We start from the raw sequence: 16439 nt of genomic DNA, 5'->3' as shown, positions 1-16439 counted from the left end.
CATCAGGCCGATATGAATTTACGACAACAGACCATATTGCAGTTGGTTAACGATCGCCGCCGGATCAGCGTCAATGAGCTGGCGCGCGCCTCGGGCGTCTCGGAAGTCACCATCCGGCAGGATCTCAACCTGCTGGAAAAGCGCAGTTATCTGAAGCGGGTGCACGGCTCCGCCGTGGCGTTGGAAAGCGACGACGTCGACGCCCGCATGATGTCCAATTTCACCCTCAAGCAGCGGTTGGCGCAGTACGCCGCCGCGCAGGTCAATGACGGCGAGACGATCTTTATCGAGAGCGGCAGCGCCAATGCCCTGCTGGCGCGCTACATCGCCGAACGCAAGCGCATTACGCTTATCACCGTCAGCCATTACATCGCCAACCTGCTCAAAGAAACCGACTGCGACGTCATCGTGCTGGGCGGCATGTATCAGAAGAAAAGCGAGACCGTGGTCGGCCCGCTCACGCGGCTGTGCATTCAGCAGGTGCATTTCAACAAAGCGTTTATCGGCATTGACGGCTTTCAGGCCGAAACCGGCTTTACCGGCCGCGACATGATGCGCGCCGATGTGGTCAGCGCAGTGCTGGCCAAGGGCGTAGAGAATATCGTGCTGACGGATTCCAGCAAATTCGGCCAGATCCAGCCTAACCCGCTGGCGCAGCCGCGGCAAATCAGCCGGGTGATCACCGATTCACGTTTGGCGCTGGAGTATCAGCATCAGCTGAAACGTCAGGGCGTACAGGTGGAGCTGGTCAACGAATAACGCGCCGCGCGGGCCACGCCGCCCGCCGTTTCCCTTGCGCAGCGGGATTTTAAGACTATTTACCTGTTTATCCTTCCCGAGAAACCTATACTCAGCTTCGGTAACTTTTGGGCCGTAACCCGCTAATTATTCGGCCGTTAACAAAAAATGCCATTTTTTATATCGATACCGTATGGGAATCAACAGCAGGCCTGATTTATGGTTAACGCCTATACTTATAGGGCACTTCCATATAGCCAATGCTAAGGAGAAGTCATTATGATGATTATCAATAAACGTTTCGCTACCGCCGCTCTGGCTCTGACTCTGGCGTTTTCACTGAGCGCCTGTTCCAACATGTCCAAACGCGATCGCAACACCGCTATCGGCGCCGGCGCCGGTGCAGTCGGCGGCGCAGTGCTGACCAACGGCAGCGCTTTGGGCACGCTGGGTGGGGCAGCGGTGGGCGGCATCATCGGTCACCAGGTTGGCAAATAACCTGCCCGATGTTCCTCCGCCGACAGGCGGGCAAAAGCGCCTTGGCGCTTTGACGTATTAACCAATAACGATGATTTCAGGTCTGTTTTACTTTAAGTCTATGGTTCTTTCGCCGTTAACGGGTTAACCCCCGGCAGCAACAACCTCTAGCCATGCCGCAGCATTGCACTGCGGCATGGCGATTCGCCTCAACCGCCCGCCAGTTTGACCTTCATGCCTTTGGCTTCCAGCAGCTGTTTGAGCAGATCGCGTTTATCGCCCTGGATCTCGATGACTCCCTCTTTCACCGAGCCGCCGCAGCCGCATTTCTTTTTCAGTTCGGCCGCCAGTTTGTCGAGCGCGGCATCATCCAGATCGACGCCGGTAATCAGGCACACGCCCTTCCCCTTGCGGCCGCTGGTCTGGCGCTGGATGCGCACGACTCCATCGCCCTTGGCGCGTTGCGGTTTAACCTCTTCCTGCTTGATGCGACCGGTGTCCGTGGAATACACCAGACGGCTGTTATCGTCATTCATCATCGCTTCCTCAGGCCAAAGAGGCGCGGATCGCGCGCAGCGTCGCGGCCGGATCCGCAGATTGGGTGATCGGACGCCCAATCACCATATAGTCCACACCGGCGGCCTGTGCCTGCACCGGCGTCATAATACGACGCTGATCGCCCGCCGCGCTGCCTTCAGGGCGGATCCCCGGCGTCACCAGTTGGAAAGCCTGCCCGCAGGCGGCCTTCAGGCGCTGCGCTTCGTGTGCCGAACACACCACACCGTCCAGCCCGCAGTCGCGGGTCAGGCGCGCCAGGCGCTCGGCGTGTTCTGCCGGACTCGCCTCGATGCCGATGCCGCGAAGGTCTTCCGCTTCCATGCTGGTCAGCACCGTGACGGCGATCAGCAGCGGCGCATCCGCCCCGTATGACACCAGCGCTTCTTTAGCGGCGGTCATCATGCGCGCGCCGCCGCTGGCATGCACATTGACCATCCAAACGCCCAGCTCGGCCGCTGCGGCTACCGCATGCGCCGTGGTATTGGGAATATCGTGGAATTTCAGGTCAAGAAATACGTCGAAGCCGCGCCCGTGCAGATCGCGCACCAGCTGCGGCCCAAACAGCGTGAACATTTCCTTGCCCACTTTCAGCCGGCAGTCTTGCGGATCGATACGGTCGGCGAACGCCAGCGCAGCGTTCTTATCGGCGTAATCCAACGCCACAACGATTGGAGATGATTTTAAGTCATTGTTATTAGTTTTATTTTCAGACTTCATTTCTTCTACCTTCTGTAAAATGGAGATAATCAGGGACTCACCCGCGAAACTGACCGCCGCATTCTACATGCCAGGGGCCAGAAATCCCAGCCGCAGCGCGCACCGGCGCTCTGTCATGTTACCTTGCGTCTTTGTCATGGCGCGTCAACGTAAGCGCGTCAGCAATAAACCACGCAGCGTAAAACGCCGTAAAGATGCGTAAATTATCAATCAAATATTTTGAACTACTTGCTCAGCATTATCAGATTTTCAATCGGCCCAGATGCTTTATTATTCACCACATCGGAAGCGAATGGCTTCCTTCCTAAATAAACAGACTGGAGTCACCCATGAAAACCATCAAATATTTTGCAGCCGCTGCCGCTATCGCACTGACCTCTTTCGCCACTTTGGCCGCTGAGCCGATTAACAGCCAGCAGGCCGATAGCCTGACCGCGGCCGGCGTCGTTTCCGCAGGTCACGCAACGACCCTCAGCAGCCTGGAGAAAAAACTGGCCGCTAAAGCCGATGCCCAGGGCGCCAGCAGCTACCGCATCATCTCCGCCGGCGGTAACAACATGTTGAGCGGCACCGCGATCATCTACAAATAATGTTTCCGGTACAGGGCCCGAACGTTCGGGCCCTGCCTCTGTTTGCCGCCTGAAAAAACCGCATTTTCCTCGCCCCGCTTTGTTACAGAAATATTAAATTTTTATTACACACTAGACACCCGATCGTCAGTGGCTTAGCTTGAAGGCATCTTCCTGCAGAAAGGCTTTCAAAATGAGCGAGATATCGACACTTACCATTAAAATTCCTCTGGCACTGAAGGAAAAAATCCGCGCCGCCGCCGCTGAAAACGAATTTTCGTTGAGCGTAGAAGTGTGCCAACGCCTGGAAAGCAGCTTCAGCGCGCCCGCCGCCAAGGCTGAAAAAACCACCAAGAAAGCGGATGAGCTGCACCACGGCGAGATCGACAATCAAAGCACCGAAGAAGAGATTGAACAGCCGCTGAGCCAGAAAGAGCTGAAGAAACTGCGTCAGCTGTTGAAAACCGGCGCCAAAGGCGGCAAGAAAAAATAAGCGATGAACATAGAAAAACGGGGCGATCAATCGCCCCGTTTTATTTTTATTGTCCGTCCAGACCGCGGATCGGCTTAACCGATGACCAGGCGCGACACGACGGACAATGCCAATAGAGCGAGTGCGCGGTGAAGCCACATTTGTGGCAGCGGTAACGTGGCTTGGTGCGAATTTGCTCGCCGACCATGTCGCGCAACAGCAGCAGACTCTCTTTCGCACGGCCGTCTTCGGCGTCCGCCAGGTGGTAATCCATCAGCCGATAGAACACCCGCATGGTGGGATGGCGCTGCAGCTGACGGTTGATATAGACCTGCACCACGTCGCGCCCTTCGTGCTGCTCGATGATTTCGGCCAGCATCAGATCGGCGGTGGCGCCGGTGTTCTCTTCTACGCAGCGCTTAAGGAAATCCGCCCAGTTGTGCTGCTGTTCCGGCAGATGCGTGTAGCATTCCTGCAGCATCGGCAGCGTCTCGCTGACCAGCTCTTTATCCTGGCTCAATACGCGCTGCAGCGATTCCGCCGCTTTGGCGTAGTCGTTTTGCGCCATGTAAATGCGCCCGAACATGATGGACACGCGCGCGCACTGTTTATCGGCCGCGTCCGCACGCTTGAGCAGGCTCATCGCCCGATCGAGATCGTCGCTGCCCATCGCCTGCAGCGCCAGTTCACAATAAAAGTGCGCGATCTCGACGCGTTGTTTCTCTTTGCCCAGCTTGACCAACTTTTCCGCCACGTCGATCGCTTTCTGCCAGTCGCTGGTCGCCTGATGGATCACCAGCAGTTGCTGCAGCGCCGAGACGCGAAAATCCGCTTCGTCAGTCAACTGGCTGAACATGTCTTCCGCGCGGTCGTAAAGCCCGGCGGCCATATAGTCACGGCCCAGCTGCTGCACCGCCAATAGGCGCTGCTCAAAGGTCAGGGAAGCGCTTTCCATCAAGGCCTGATGGATACGGATAGCGCGGTCGACTTCGCCGCGCGAGCGGAACAGGTTGCCCAACGTCAGGTGGGCTTCAACGGTGTTGCTGTCCTCTTTCAACATGTCGAGGAACAGATCGACCGCCTTATCCTGCTGGTTTGAAAGCAGAAAGTTCACCCCTGCCACGTATTCACGCGACAGGCGGTTGGCTTCTTGCTGTTTATCCTGCTGAGCGCTTCTGCGCCCCATGTACCAACCGTACGCGGCAGCCACGGGCAGCAACAGAAACAGCAGTTCTAACATAGAGGGTTATTCCTTGCTGACAACGGCCTGAGCCGCCGGTTCAGCGGGCTGCTCAAGCTGCAGCTCCAGCCTTTTGATCTTGCGCTCGGCGCGGCCCAGCGCAATGCGCGTACGCAGATAGAACAAACCGCAAATGATCCAGCCGAGAATGAAACCGGCGCCAAACAGCGTGGCTAACAGGGTCGATACGCGATAATCGCCCTGCGCAACCAGATAGTTAAAATTGACCACCTGATCGTTATGCGCACCCAAGGTGACGGAAATCACGAAGATCACCAGAACCAACAAAAAAATCAGCAAATATTTCACATTCTTTCCCGCGATGCCGAGTGAATCGGATGAACGATGCCAAAACGTGGCGTCCCTAACCCTTAAGTTAGCATTTCCCGTTGCGGCAGGGAAACCCTGCGGCACGATAAAACCACATATCTGCTGGCATATTCGGCAGTAAACGGCTTTAACGAACAAATTGATGAGAAAGCTTCTCAAAACGTCGAATTTATAAGGATATGGGGGCGACGGCGCGGATTGCAATGGCGGGAAAATGTAAGCGGTTAATGCGGCGCCGATCTGGCGCCGCTTTGTTTGTGACATTGTCACGTTATGACATGATTAACCCGCCATCCACATTGATGGTTTGGCCGGTGATATAATCGGCATCGTCCGAAGCAAGGAAGGCCACAAGACCCGCCACATCCTCGGGTTGACCGGCACGCTTGAGCGGAATGCCCGCCACCCACTCGGCCATCAACTCCCCTTTGCCGTAAGTTTTTTCCGGACCGCTGAGAATTTCTCCCCAAACGCGGTCGTTATATTCCCACATCTCGCTTTCAATGATGCCGGGGCAGAATGCATTGACCGTGATGCCATGTGGCGCCAGCTCAAGCGCTAAACTCTGCGTAATGCCGATCACCCCCATTTTGCTGGCGGCGTAATGCGGCGTATAAATAAACCCGTTACGTCCCTGACCGGAAGAGGTGTTGATCAGGCGCCCCTTGCGCTGGCCGACCATATATTTAGCTGCCTCCAGGCAGCAGAGCCAGACCGCCGTGGTATTTACCGCCAGCACTTTCTCAAAATCGCTTTTGGGCATCTGGTCAAAACGATCGATAGTGATCACCCCGGCGTTCTGAATGGAAACGTCGATCGCGCCAAATCGCTCCCAGACCTGACGATAAAAATCAACCACTTGTGCTTCATCGGTGACGTCGAGGATGACCGGCAGCACCTCACCCCGATAACGCTGGCGCAGCGTTTCCGCCGTGGTCAGAATGCGCTCCGCATTCGACGCAATCACCAAATTGGCGCCCAAACTGGCGAAACGCTCGGCGATACCGGCCCCAATGCCGCGGCATGCGCCGGTAATCACCACGGTTTTCCCCGTGAAGTCACGATTCATGATTGTTCTCCTGTCATCAATGAGGCCGTCTGCGGCCGCCATAAGGTGCGCTGTACCGCCTGCCGCCACGCGCTGTAGTTTTCCTGCAGCTGCCGGTGGCGCTGCATATCGGGTTTAAACTCATCATGTTGAGGCAACAGTGCCGCCAGTTGCCGATCGGTAGCTCCCCACAGGCTGCGCATCGCCATCAACGCCGCCCCCAGGGCCGACAGTTCCGCCGTGTCACTGCGCCACACCGGGCAACCCAGCAGATCGGCCTGAAACTGCATCAGCCAGTCATTGCGGCTGGGGCCGCCGTCTGCCATCAGCCCCTGCAGCGCAAAACCCGGTTGTTGCCGCAGTACGCCGATCACATCGGCGATTTGATAAGCCACCGATTCAAAAGCGGCCCGCACCAAATGTTCTCGCCGCGTGCCGCGGCTGAGCCCGCAAATCACGCCGCGCGCTTGCTCATCCCACCAGGGTGCGCCGGCACCGGTCAGCGCCGGTACAAAATAGACGCCACAGCTGTCGGGCACGCGAACAGGCAGTTCACTCAACGGCGCTTCGCCCTCCGACGGTATGGCGGCGATATCCAGCATCCAGGCGATAGCGTCGCCGGTGTGGGGAATATTGCCCTCCAGTGCGTACTGCATGCGCCCACCGTCATGCCAGGCGATGGTCGTTGCCAGAGCGCTCGTGTCGCATTGCGCGTCGGCGATTGGCGCCATCACCGATGATCCGGTGCCATAGGTGGCTTTGACCTGCCCAGCCTGACCCAGCGCATGGCCATAAAGCGCCGCATGGGAATCCCCTACCATCGCAGCAATTGGAATGCCGTCGGCAATGCCCTCCAATCCCAACGTCGTGCCGAACAGATGGCTGGAGGAATGGATCGTCGGCAGCGCCTGACGGGGAATATTGAACAGCGCCAGCATCTGTTCGTCCCACTCCCCGGAAGCGAGATTCAGCAGTTGAGTTCGGGCGGCATTGGAGACATCACAACCGAATGCTCGCCCCCCGCTCAACTGCCACAACAGCCAGGCATCGATGGTGCCCAGGCACAGTTCGCCGTTCTCCGCCAACCGCTGTCCCTCTTCGCAGTGATCGAGCAACCAGCGCATTTTCGACGCCGAGAACAACGGTGAAAGCGGCAAACCGGTGGCGCGGCGCACCGCTTCCTCCTGCCGATCGCGCCGCAGCCGTTCGCAGAAATCGGTGGAACGCGCGCATTGCCAGGTCAGAGCCGGGCCGATCGGTTGGCCGTCAGCGCGACGCCAGCCGATGGCGGTTTCACGCTGGTTGCTGATGGCGATACCGGCAATGCGGGATGCGCCAGCCAACGCAATAGCCTCCCGCAATACCGCCAGAGAGGCCGCCAGCAAGGTCTCGCCCCGTTGCTCCACCCAACCGGGCTGCGGCGTCTGCAATGTCAGTGGCCTGCTGGCCCTGGCGACGATCGTACCCTGCGCATCCACCACCACGGCCTTGGCGTTGCTGGTGCCCTCGTCCAACGCGACAATGCAATCCGCTTTAACCATGGCTCACCTCAGCCAGCGGCTGCACCGCTTTTTTTTCCTGGCGCTGCATCAGAATAACCTTGCTCTGCAAACGCTGCTGGAACTGGTCAATCACCACGGCGGTGACGATCACCAGCCCTTTAATCACCATTTGCCAGAACTCGCTGACGCCCATCATCACCAAGCCGTCCGCCAGAAAAACGATCACAAAGGCGCCGATGATCGAACCGAATACCCTGCCGCGACCACCGCTCAGCGCCGTACCGCCCAGCACCGTCGCGCCGATGGCGTCCATTTCGAACATATTGCCGGTCATCGGGTGCGCGGTTTGCAATTGAGAAGCGATGACCAGCCCCACCAGCGCCGCACACAGCCCGGAAAACGCATAGACGAACATTTTCACTTTGACAATCGGCACCCCCGACAGCCGCGCCGCCGGCTCATTGCCGCCAATGGCATAGATATAACGGCCCAGCGGCGTTTTCTTGGTGAGATAGATCCCCAACAACACGATGGCCAGCATCAGCCAAATCGGGTTGTAAATTCCCAGGAAGGTGCCGGACCCCAGGGCCGTGAAACCGGTGTTGCCCAGCGCTTCCATGCCCACCAGATTAGGGTAGGTTTTGCCGTCCGCCGTCAGCAACGCCGCCCCACGCGCCACGTACATCGCTCCCAGGGTGCAGATGAATGGCGCAACGCCGAGCCGCGTGATCAGCGTGCCGTTGATCAAACCCAACAACACGCCCACCAGCGCCACCGCGCCGATCACTTCAAAAACGTTGAGAAACAGCCGATTGCCATCCCACAGCGGGATACCGACGGTCAATAGCGCACCGGCAATCATCCCGCACAAGCCCGCCACCGCGCCGACCGACAAGTCGATGCCGCCGGTGAGGATCACCAGCGTCATGCCAACCGCCAGCAGCCCGGTAATCGCCACGTGCTGCGTCATGATCAGCAGATTAGAGACGGTCAGAAAATTCGGCACCATGCTGCTGAAGAACAGCACCACCAGCAACAGGGCGATGAACGTACGCGCCTGCAACAAATACATATACAACCGATACTTGGTTTGCATTGCCTTATCCTTATGCATGAGGGGTTGAGGCGCGGATCAGCGTTTCGCGATCGGCCCGTTCGCGCGGCAGATCGGCTGTCAGCTGCCCGTCCGCCATCACCATCACCCGGTCGGCCAGCGAGACCACCTCATCCAGCTCCGACGAAGAGAACATCACCGCCAGCCCCTGACGTGCCATCGCGCCAATCAGGTGGTAAACGTCCGTTTTGGCACCGACGTCAATTCCGCGCGTCGGCTCATCAAGAAACACCACCTGCGGCCCGGTCAGCAGCGCCTTGCCCAACACCACTTTCTGCTGATTGCCGCCGCTCAGGCTGGTGATTGGCAGCTCCCGGTCACTGACCTTGATCGCCAGTTTTTCGATCATGCCATCGACCAACGTACACTCCCCGGCCGACGCCAACGGCCGTAGCGCATTACGTCCCAGGCTGGCCAGGGTCATGTTGGCCTTGATCGACATCATCTGCACCAACCCCTCCGCCTGCCTGTCTTCCGGCACCAACGCCATGCCCAACGCCATGCGTTGACGGAATCCCAGCCGCTCCACGCTTTTCCCGTTGAGCAAAATGCGACCTGCCGTCTGGCGCATCACGCCGTTGAGCACTTTGAACAGTTCGGTACGGCCGGCCCCCAACAGGCCATAAATGCCGATCACTTCCCCTTTGCGCAGTGAAAAACTGACGTCGTTAAGGCAATAGCCGCCGTTTTCACGCGGCAGCGTCAGCTGTTCGACCTTCAGCACTTCATCCCCTTGTTCTGCCGCGCAATAATCAAAGTGCTTGCTCTTTTCACCCACCATCTTTTCGATGATCCACGGAATGCTGACGTTACTGACCGGTTCGGCGGCAACAAAACGCCCGTCGCGAAACACCGTGATGCGATCGCCAATCTCCATCAGCTCCTCCAGTCGGTGAGAAATGTAGATGATGGTGACACCGCGTTTTTTCAGATCGGCGATCACCCGAAACAGCGTGCGCACTTCGGCCTGACTCAGCGCCGACGTCGGCTCATCCATGATCAGCACCCGGGTGTCCTTCGCCAGGGCACGGGCAATTTCAACCAGTTGCTGATGACCGATACCGAGGCTGCCCAACGGCGTATGCGGATCGATATCCAACTCCAGCCGCTGCAGCAAGGATTTGGCCAACTGATACTGATAGTCCACATTGATACGGCCGCGCTGGAAGAACTCGTTGGCCATAAAAATGTTGTCCATGACCGACATGTTGGGGAACAGGTTCAGCTCCTGAAAAATAATGCTGATCCCGAGCCGCTCCGCCTGCTGCGTAGAGGTTAACGTCACCGCTTTCCCCTCCAGCTCGATGGTGCCGGAGGACGGGGTTTCCACCCCCGCCAACAGCTTCATCATGGTCGACTTGCCGGCGCCGTTTTCACCAATCAGTACGTTGACCTGGTTGCGAAACACTTGATAGCTCACGCTATCCAACGCGGTGACGCCCGGATAGAGACGCGAAACGTTGCGCGTTTGAATAATGATCGGATCGCTCATCACGCCCCCTTAAGGTTGAATGCGCACCGGCGTGATCAACAGCGGCTCGGCGGGCGCCTGCCAGCTGCTGAATACGCCATACACGGTAATGTGGTCACCCACCTTGGGCTGGGATCCGGCCAGTTCGTCGATCGAAGCCTGGTTAATCGCCCTGGCAAAATCGCCGAACAGCGCTTGGTCATTGAAATCGCTGTAGCTCAGGCCGCGATAGCTGTCGCGTAACGCTGTCCCGCGGTAGACCGGCCCGATCTGCACCTCCACGCTGCTGAGCGGCGCATCGGTCAGTTTGAGCGTTAATTTTCTGCTGCGTGAACGGGTGTTGACCGCCGCGACTTCACCGCTGACCTTAACGTTGAAGTAACAAGGAAACTCCGGTTGAGCACGGTACCCAAGCAGGCCGCAAGCGCTGTTGAAATCCTTGGCCTGGTCGATCCGAGCGATCAGCTCGCCCAGCGGCTGCGCCGTTTTGACCGCTTGCGGGGCGATTTGACTGCGGTAAATCTCCGCCGCCTGCGCCACATGCGCATTCACCGGGGAGCGAAGCTCCGCCAGCTTTTTCTCCGAGACGATACGGCAACCGCTCAACGCCAGGACGACGATGACGGTCAACGCAATACGCATCGACATAACAACACCTCCGATCGCCCCCCGCCGCCAGGACGGGGTGGTGAAAGACGCCGCTCAGCGCGGATTACGGTTTAAAGTTGAAGTCATTGACTCGCTGCGCATTGTCTTTGCCGATCAGGATGCCGCGGAACATCACGCGCTCCTTGCCGGTATAGCTGCCGGATTGGAAGTAGCCATCCAGGATCTCGACGCCCTGCGCGGCAATCGCCTGCGCCTGCAGCATCACGCTGGCGTAGAGGCTGCCGTTGAGAATGGCATCGCGCTCATCATTGCTGCCGTCGATGCCCACCACGGTGACATCCTTTCTGCCGGCGGCCTTCAGCGCCGCCACTGCGCCCAGCGCGACCGGACCATTGCCGCAGATCACGCCTTTGATGTCCGGATGCGCCTGCAGGATGCTGTCCATAATGCGCTTCCCTTCCAGCAGATTGCCCTTGGCGTCTTGGCGCGCCACGCTGACCATCTCCGGGTATTGGTCAATCACGTTATGGAACGATTGCGAACGTGTGACGCAGTTATTGTCCGCCAGGTTGCAGGTCAGTTCGGCGTATTTACCGGTCTCCCCCATTTTTTCCACAAACTGATTGGCGACGTCCGATCCGGCCTGGAAGTTGTTATGGGTGATCTGCGCCAGCGCTACGCCATCGACCGGGATTTCACGGTTGATCAGCACCACCGGAATGCCGGCGTTTTTCGCCTGCTGCACGGCGGCGACGCTGGCCTGGGAATCGGCGTTATCCAAAATGATGCCCTGAACCTTGCGGCCGATAACCAGGCTGATGAGCTCCCCCTGGCGTTTGACGTCTTCGCCGTGCGACAGCACCAGCGTCTGGTAGCCGAGAGACTTGGCTTTGGCCTCGGCTCCCTTGGCTTCCGCGGAGTAATAAGGGTTGTCCAGCGAGTTGACGAGAATGGCGATTGTGCCCTTTTCCGCCGCCATGGCAGTGGCGCAGGCAAAACCGGTAAGCAGAGTGAGGTAAGTGGCTATTTTTTTCATGATGGTGTTCTCTTATCGTTGTGTTGAACATCGTCTGGTGTTGGCGATCGCCGCGGTTGCCGCTTACCAAATGGTAAAACCGCCGTCGATCATCAGGTCCGCGCCGGTAATCATGTCGCTGCCATTGCTGGCAAAAAACAGGATCGCCGCCGCGATTTCATCGGTATAAGCAAAACGCCCCAGTGGGATCAGCTTTTTCATCGCCTCGCCCTTTTCGCCTCGCCAGGCTATCTCTCCCATAGGCGTCAGCACCACGGTGGGCGATAACGTGTTGACCGTAATGCCATGCGGCGCCCATTCTTTGGCCATCACCTTGGTCATGCCCAGCAGCCCCGCCTTGGCGGAGGTATAGGCACAGTGTTCGTCAATGGCGATAGAGGCCGCCTGCGACGCGATGTTGATGATTTTCCCGCCGTGACCGGCGGCTATCGCGCGACGCGCCAACGCCTGCGAGCATAGAAAAGGTCCGGTGAGGTTGACCGCCAAATGACGCTGCCACTCCTCGAGCGTGACCTCCGTCGCCGGCTGCAGATTGACGTAGCCAGCGCAGTTGACCAAAATATCGAGGCGGCCAAAGCGCCGTTGAGCCGCAGTGAAAGCGGTGGCCACCGAGTCAGGATCCGTCACGTCGCAAACCTGGCAAAGTACCTGCTCTTCACCTAATTCCCGCAGCGCCGCCGCAGCCTTGTCTTGTTCAAAAGCCGGGTACATCAACACCAAACGCGCGCCTTTTTCCAACAGCAAGCGATTGGCGGCCATCGCGATGCCGCCCAAACCGCCGGTAATCACCGCAACCTTCCCCGTCAGCGACAGTCCGCTATCTACTCCGTAGCGTAAATTAACGTCATACTCGTTCCGCTCCATCGCTTCCCCCTATTGAGTTAACTGAGCATGCAATCCTGCCGCGTCGATGGCATATTGCCGCCGCAGCGCCGCCCGGCTGCTGCTGTGGGTAAATTCGTAAGCCGGCACGCCCAGCGCGGTAAACGGCCGCGGCAGCTGATGCCGCAGCAACAGTTCACCGATGATGGTGCCTAAACCGCCGCTGAGCGCATGCTCCTCCATAGTCAGCACCCGACGGTGCGAGCGCATCAACGCCACCACCGCCTCCTCATTGAGCGGCCAGAGCGAAGGGAGAGAGACAATGGTCGGGTTACCGCCCAATGCCAGTACCTTCATCGCCTCATGAGCCACCGTGCCCAAACAGAACACCAGGCTATCTTCCCCTTGGTGCAACACCTCCGGCTCTCCGGGACGGAATTGGTAATCCGCGTTCAATACCGGCAGCTTGTCGCTGTCCATGCGAATATAGGCCGGGCCGGGTTGCGCGATGACATGACGGACAATCTCTGCCGCTTGCCGCGCATCCGCCGGCGCATAGACGCTGAGATTGCCCAGCGTACGGGCGATGGCGATATCGTTCATGCAGTGGTGCGTCGCCCCCAGTGGCCCGTAACCAAATCCGGCATTCAGGCCGAGCATTTTCACGTTGGTCTCCGTGTAGCAAACATCGTTTTTCATCTGTTCGTTTGAACGAGCGAACAGGAAAGGTGCCGCGTTGGCGGTAAAGACCGTACGGCCGCTGAGCGCCATGCCGGCAGCCATGCCGACCATGTTCTGTTCGGCGATACCGACGTTCACTACCCGCTCCGGATAAGCCTGCTCAAAGGGCGCGATTTTTGACGTGGACGTGGAATCCGCCACCATCACGCTCAGATCTGCACCCGCCCGTTGCTGTTCGATCAACGCCGTCACCACCGCATCGCGTAAATCCTGCATGTTTACCCCTCCAGTTCCACCAGCGCCTGCGCCAGCTGTTGTTCGTCCGGTACCGCGTGATGCCAGGCGGCAACGTTAGCCATAAACGACACGCCGTGCCCCTTTTCGGTATTGGCCAAAATCACTCGCGGCTTGTCCTGGCTCGGAAGTTGGATCGCCGCCACCAACGCCGCCGGATCGTGCCCGTCACACTCGACGGTTTCGAAACCGAACGCGCGCCATTTTTCCGCCAGCGGTTCCAGCGGCATGATCTCCTCCGTCTTGCCCGCCAGCTGCAGCCGGTTACGATCGACGATGGCGATCAGGTTATCCAGCTTGAATTTGCTGGCCGCCATTGCCGCCTCCCAGTTGGATCCCTCCGCCAGCTCACCGTCGCCCAGCAGGACGAAAGCGCGGCGATGCCCACGCCCTGCCAGCTTATTGCCCAGCGCCAACCCCACGGCGATCGGCAGCCCATGCCCCAAACCGCCGGAATTAATCTCCACCAGCTCCGGCAACTTCTGCCGCACCGGATGCCCGGCCAACAAGGTGTCGTCGCCCATGAACTGATCGAGCACCGCCGGATCGAGCAAGCCCATCGCCGCACAGCTGCAGTAAAAACCGCCGGCGCCGTGCCCTTTAGACAAAATGAACCGATCCTGATCGGGCCGGGCATTGCTGCGATCCATCACTGCCATATACAAAGTGCAGATGATGTCGATTTCCGACAGATCGGCGCCGGTATGACCCTTGCCTGCCTTATGGTTCATGGTCACCACATGTCGGCGCGCCTGGCGTGCCGTGTTTTTAATCGCCTGAAAGTCCATCGTCACCTCTGCTTAAGCGCCTTGATTATCGTTATCGCATCAAAACGATCCGTTAACTCACCATTGATTTTCGAATGGAAATCATATGCAGCAAAAACGATAATTAATGTGGGCAAGATCAAATTTCAAACAAAAGCGCTTACCCGACAACACCCACACCGAAAAAAACCAATAAATAACAACATGATGAAAATCACCCGGCTGCTTTAATTGAGTTTTTTATCGTTGATTTCATCGGATGCCAATGATTTTCGAATAAAAATCAATGCTACTTAACCGGGTTTATCCGTGGCTTTATCAATAATCGCGAGCTAAAATTCAGCGCATCAATATGGAGTGGCCGTGGCAAACCGCGCGGCGGGAACTGACAGGTGCAGGAGTCTTTCGATTGAAAAGCAAAAGCGAACAGTTGGCGGAAATGCAGCAACGGCGCGAAAAGATCCTCGACATGATCCGCGAAGACGGCTCGGCGACGGTCAAAATGCTTACCGATACCTTCAAGCTGACCGAGGCGACCATTCGCACCGATCTGCGCGTCCTGCAGCAGCAAGGCTATGTGCAGCGCTTCCACGGCGGTGCAACCCTGGTTGATGGCAAGCAAAATACGCATGCCATGCTGCTGGAACGCCAGGTTAACCTGACCGCCAAAGATCGCATCGGCAAACTCGCCGCCGGTTTTATCGAACCCGGCGACACCATCATTCTTGATTCGGGCACCACCACCACGGCTATCGCCAATCACCTGAATCACATAAAGAAACTGTCCGTTATCACCACCGGCGTCAATATTGCGCTGCAGCTGGGCGGCGAACCGGGCGTGAATATTTTGCTGACCGGGGGCTCATTCAAATTTCCGACGCTCTCCACCTCCGGGGACAAAGCCGCCAATTTCTTCGAAAACGTGCTGGCGCAAAAACTGTTCCTCGCGACGGCCTGCATCTCGCCCCGCCACGGGCTCAGTTTCCCAAGCGAAACCGACATCAAACTGAAAATGGCAATGATCAATGCAGCCAACACGGTGTATGTGGTGGCCGACTCCAGCAAGATCGATAAAGTTTCAATGTTTGCGCTGCCTTGTGACTGGCAGCATATCGACTATTTGATTACCGACAACGGAATTGGCGATGCCGCCATGCAGGCATTTGAAAAGGTTGGCGTTAAGGTCTTGGTGGCAGGCGCCTGAACGGCGCCTATGAAAGAAGTGATTATTCCGGCTTGCGCGCCGCGATTTCCTGTTGCTCTTGCGGCGGCGGCGTCAGAGGACCGAACCAGCGCTGCGCCAGCCAGCAGGTGACCACCACCAGCAGCCAGCTGATCAACGTGGCCATCGCCAGATCGCGCGGCCAGTGCATGCCCAGCAGCAAGCGGCTGCCCATTACCCCAGCCGCCCACACCATCAGGATCGCAACGGTTTTGTAATGGCGGCGCGGCCACAGCAGCCCTACGCCCAATAGCGCCCAGGTGGCGGCGAACATGGTGTGCCCCGACGGAAAAGCAAAGCCGGTTTCAAACTGCCAGTGCTTGCGCAGCCAGCTCGGCACCAGCGTCTGGTCTTGCAGTTGCTCGCGCACCAGCGCGCTGCGCTCTTTGCGCTGCAGCGAGTAGAAATACTTGCCGTCCACGCCGTGGGTTTGCTCCAACCACACCACGAAAGGACGCGGCTCTTGCACCCGATCCTTGATCAACGACTTCACGCCCTGCCCAATCAACAGTGCGGCGAAAAGCAGCATCGCCAGACCGATGGCCGGCTTCAGCCGAAAGCGCAGGCACCACAAAAACCAACCGCAGAGGATCGCGCTGGTCAGAATGCCCCACGGCGAGGTCACGGTTTCGGTCACCCAGTACAGCGCTTTCAGCAGCCGGTCATTGCCGCCGGGTTGCCAGTGCCAGCCGGATACCCAGACCGCCAGCGGCATCAACAGCAGCAGCAACGCGCCGCCCGCCGTGCGTTTTGCTATCTCATACATTCCCGT

Annotated in this window: 19 protein-coding genes; 5 read left to right on the top strand and 14 right to left on the bottom strand. The window is 58.2% G+C overall.

What is annotated here, in order from left to right:
- The first annotated feature begins 12 nt into the window (after positions 1–12).
- Both IMX17_RS04845 and osmB read left to right on the top strand, forming a co-directional pair.
- Entirely contained in the window at positions 13–759 is a 747-nt protein-coding gene (locus tag IMX17_RS04845; RefSeq protein ID WP_099982304.1) for a DNA-binding transcriptional regulator YciT, read from the top strand.
- A gap of 258 nt (positions 760–1017) precedes the next feature.
- A complete protein-coding gene (gene osmB, locus IMX17_RS04840) occupies positions 1018–1236 on the top strand; it encodes an osmotically-inducible lipoprotein OsmB (RefSeq protein ID WP_004930634.1) in 219 nt (72 codons plus the stop codon).
- A 188-nt stretch (positions 1237–1424) separates the two neighbouring features.
- Here the strand turns inward: osmB and yciH are convergent, their stop codons facing one another.
- On the bottom strand, positions 1425–1751 hold the full coding sequence (gene yciH, locus IMX17_RS04835) for a stress response translation initiation inhibitor YciH (RefSeq protein ID WP_004930637.1): 327 nt from the start codon (positions 1749–1751) through the stop codon (positions 1425–1427).
- Between the two features lie 10 nt (positions 1752–1761).
- Positions 1762–2490, bottom strand: a complete 729-nt coding sequence (pyrF, locus tag IMX17_RS04830) for an orotidine-5'-phosphate decarboxylase (protein WP_193549375.1) — start codon at positions 2488–2490, stop codon at positions 1762–1764.
- Positions 2491–2819: 329 nt separating this feature from the next.
- On the opposite strand from pyrF, the gene IMX17_RS04825 reads away from it, so the two are divergent.
- Together IMX17_RS04825 and IMX17_RS04820 are read left to right on the top strand one after the other, a co-directional pair.
- Positions 2820–3080, top strand: coding sequence for a YdgH/BhsA/McbA-like domain containing protein (locus tag IMX17_RS04825; protein ID WP_046898956.1), 261 nt, complete (start codon positions 2820–2822; stop codon positions 3078–3080).
- A 172-nt stretch (positions 3081–3252) separates the two neighbouring features.
- Positions 3253–3552 carry an Arc family DNA-binding protein gene (locus tag IMX17_RS04820; protein WP_046898955.1) on the top strand — a complete coding sequence of 100 codons (300 nt, stop codon included), beginning with the start codon at positions 3253–3255 and terminating at the stop codon, positions 3550–3552.
- Positions 3553–3598: 46 nt separating this feature from the next.
- Here IMX17_RS04820 and lapB read toward each other — a convergent pair whose 3' ends face one another.
- The 11 genes from lapB to IMX17_RS04765 all read right to left on the bottom strand — a co-directional run bounded on the left by lapB (position 3599) and on the right by IMX17_RS04765 (position 14466).
- The gene (gene lapB, locus IMX17_RS04815) at positions 3599–4771 is read right to left on the bottom strand and encodes a lipopolysaccharide assembly protein LapB (RefSeq protein ID WP_015378034.1); all 1173 of its coding nucleotides are present in this window, start codon (positions 4769–4771) and stop codon (positions 3599–3601) included.
- Positions 4772–4777: 6 nt separating this feature from the next.
- Positions 4778–5080, bottom strand: a complete 303-nt coding sequence (locus IMX17_RS04810; protein ID WP_033643257.1) for a LapA family protein — start codon at positions 5078–5080, stop codon at positions 4778–4780.
- Between the two features lie 292 nt (positions 5081–5372).
- Complete coding sequence (locus IMX17_RS04805; RefSeq protein ID WP_193549374.1) at positions 5373–6170, bottom strand: SDR family oxidoreductase; 798 nt, start codon at positions 6168–6170, stop codon at positions 5373–5375.
- Positions 6167–7690 carry an FGGY family carbohydrate kinase gene (locus IMX17_RS04800; RefSeq protein WP_046898953.1) on the bottom strand — a complete coding sequence of 508 codons (1524 nt, stop codon included), beginning with the start codon at positions 7688–7690 and terminating at the stop codon, positions 6167–6169. Before IMX17_RS04800 ends, IMX17_RS04805 begins: the two co-directional genes overlap by 4 nt.
- Positions 7683–8747: an ABC transporter permease gene (locus tag IMX17_RS04795; protein WP_046898952.1), complete on the bottom strand. Its 1065-nt coding sequence runs from the start codon at positions 8745–8747 to the stop codon at positions 7683–7685. The genes IMX17_RS04800 and IMX17_RS04795 overlap by 8 nt, the downstream gene beginning before the upstream one ends.
- A gap of 10 nt (positions 8748–8757) precedes the next feature.
- Positions 8758–10257, bottom strand: a complete 1500-nt coding sequence (locus IMX17_RS04790; RefSeq protein ID WP_046898951.1) for a sugar ABC transporter ATP-binding protein — start codon at positions 10255–10257, stop codon at positions 8758–8760.
- Positions 10258–10266: 9 nt separating this feature from the next.
- Positions 10267–10884 carry a DUF2291 family protein gene (locus tag IMX17_RS04785; RefSeq protein WP_182264348.1) on the bottom strand — a complete coding sequence of 206 codons (618 nt, stop codon included), beginning with the start codon at positions 10882–10884 and terminating at the stop codon, positions 10267–10269.
- 64 nt (positions 10885–10948) lie between these two features.
- The gene (locus IMX17_RS04780) at positions 10949–11881 is read right to left on the bottom strand and encodes a D-ribose ABC transporter substrate-binding protein (RefSeq protein WP_075684660.1); all 933 of its coding nucleotides are present in this window, start codon (positions 11879–11881) and stop codon (positions 10949–10951) included.
- 63 nt (positions 11882–11944) lie between these two features.
- Entirely contained in the window at positions 11945–12745 is an 801-nt protein-coding gene (locus tag IMX17_RS04775) for a GolD/DthD family dehydrogenase (protein ID WP_193549373.1), read from the bottom strand.
- Positions 12746–12754: 9 nt separating this feature from the next.
- Positions 12755–13660 carry a transketolase family protein gene (locus IMX17_RS04770; RefSeq protein WP_182264347.1) on the bottom strand — a complete coding sequence of 302 codons (906 nt, stop codon included), beginning with the start codon at positions 13658–13660 and terminating at the stop codon, positions 12755–12757.
- 2 nt (positions 13661–13662) lie between these two features.
- Positions 13663–14466, bottom strand: a complete 804-nt coding sequence (locus IMX17_RS04765) for a transketolase (protein WP_046898947.1) — start codon at positions 14464–14466, stop codon at positions 13663–13665.
- 388 nt (positions 14467–14854) lie between these two features.
- On the opposite strand from IMX17_RS04765, the gene IMX17_RS04760 reads away from it, so the two are divergent.
- Complete coding sequence (locus tag IMX17_RS04760; protein ID WP_033650247.1) at positions 14855–15649, top strand: DeoR/GlpR family DNA-binding transcription regulator; 795 nt, start codon at positions 14855–14857, stop codon at positions 15647–15649.
- 22 nt (positions 15650–15671) lie between these two features.
- Here the strand turns inward: IMX17_RS04760 and pgpB are convergent, their stop codons facing one another.
- A complete protein-coding gene (gene pgpB, locus IMX17_RS04755; protein ID WP_046898946.1) occupies positions 15672–16433 on the bottom strand; it encodes a phosphatidylglycerophosphatase B in 762 nt (253 codons plus the stop codon).
- Between the last annotated feature and the right edge of the window lie 6 nt (positions 16434–16439).

The organism is Serratia sp. X3 (assembly GCF_014982455.1).
Taxonomy (GTDB): Bacteria; Pseudomonadota; Gammaproteobacteria; order Enterobacterales; family Enterobacteriaceae; genus Serratia; species Serratia ureilytica.
This window is presented reverse-complemented; position numbering and strand designations above follow the sequence as displayed.

Bases quoted from the DNA above. Each gene is read 5' to 3' on its own strand.
- IMX17_RS04845 (WP_099982304.1), top strand. From the start codon at position 13: ATGAATTTACGACAACAGACCATATTGCAGTTGGTTAACGATCGCCGC.
- osmB (WP_004930634.1), top strand. From the start codon at position 1,018: ATGATGATTATCAATAAACGTTTCGCTACCGCCGCTCTGGCTCTGACT.
- yciH (WP_004930637.1), bottom strand. From the start codon at position 1,751: ATGAATGACGATAACAGCCGTCTGGTGTATTCCACGGACACCGGTCGC.
- pyrF (WP_193549375.1), bottom strand. From the start codon at position 2,490: ATGAAGTCTGAAAATAAAACTAATAACAATGACTTAAAATCATCTCCA.
- IMX17_RS04825 (WP_046898956.1), top strand. From the start codon at position 2,820: ATGAAAACCATCAAATATTTTGCAGCCGCTGCCGCTATCGCACTGACC.
- IMX17_RS04820 (WP_046898955.1), top strand. From the start codon at position 3,253: ATGAGCGAGATATCGACACTTACCATTAAAATTCCTCTGGCACTGAAG.
- lapB (WP_015378034.1), bottom strand. From the start codon at position 4,771: ATGTTAGAACTGCTGTTTCTGTTGCTGCCCGTGGCTGCCGCGTACGGT.
- IMX17_RS04805 (WP_193549374.1), bottom strand. From the start codon at position 6,170: ATGAATCGTGACTTCACGGGGAAAACCGTGGTGATTACCGGCGCATGC.
- IMX17_RS04800 (WP_046898953.1), bottom strand. From the start codon at position 7,690: ATGGTTAAAGCGGATTGCATTGTCGCGTTGGACGAGGGCACCAGCAAC.
- IMX17_RS04795 (WP_046898952.1), bottom strand. From the start codon at position 8,747: ATGCAAACCAAGTATCGGTTGTATATGTATTTGTTGCAGGCGCGTACG.
- IMX17_RS04790 (WP_046898951.1), bottom strand. From the start codon at position 10,257: ATGAGCGATCCGATCATTATTCAAACGCGCAACGTTTCGCGTCTCTAT.
- IMX17_RS04785 (WP_182264348.1), bottom strand. From the start codon at position 10,884: ATGTCGATGCGTATTGCGTTGACCGTCATCGTCGTCCTGGCGTTGAGC.
- IMX17_RS04780 (WP_075684660.1), bottom strand. From the start codon at position 11,881: ATGAAAAAAATAGCCACTTACCTCACTCTGCTTACCGGTTTTGCCTGC.
- IMX17_RS04775 (WP_193549373.1), bottom strand. From the start codon at position 12,745: ATGGAGCGGAACGAGTATGACGTTAATTTACGCTACGGAGTAGATAGC.
- IMX17_RS04770 (WP_182264347.1), bottom strand. From the start codon at position 13,660: ATGCAGGATTTACGCGATGCGGTGGTGACGGCGTTGATCGAACAGCAA.
- IMX17_RS04765 (WP_046898947.1), bottom strand. From the start codon at position 14,466: ATGGACTTTCAGGCGATTAAAAACACGGCACGCCAGGCGCGCCGACAT.
- pgpB (WP_046898946.1), bottom strand. From the start codon at position 16,433: ATGTATGAGATAGCAAAACGCACGGCGGGCGGCGCGTTGCTGCTGCTG.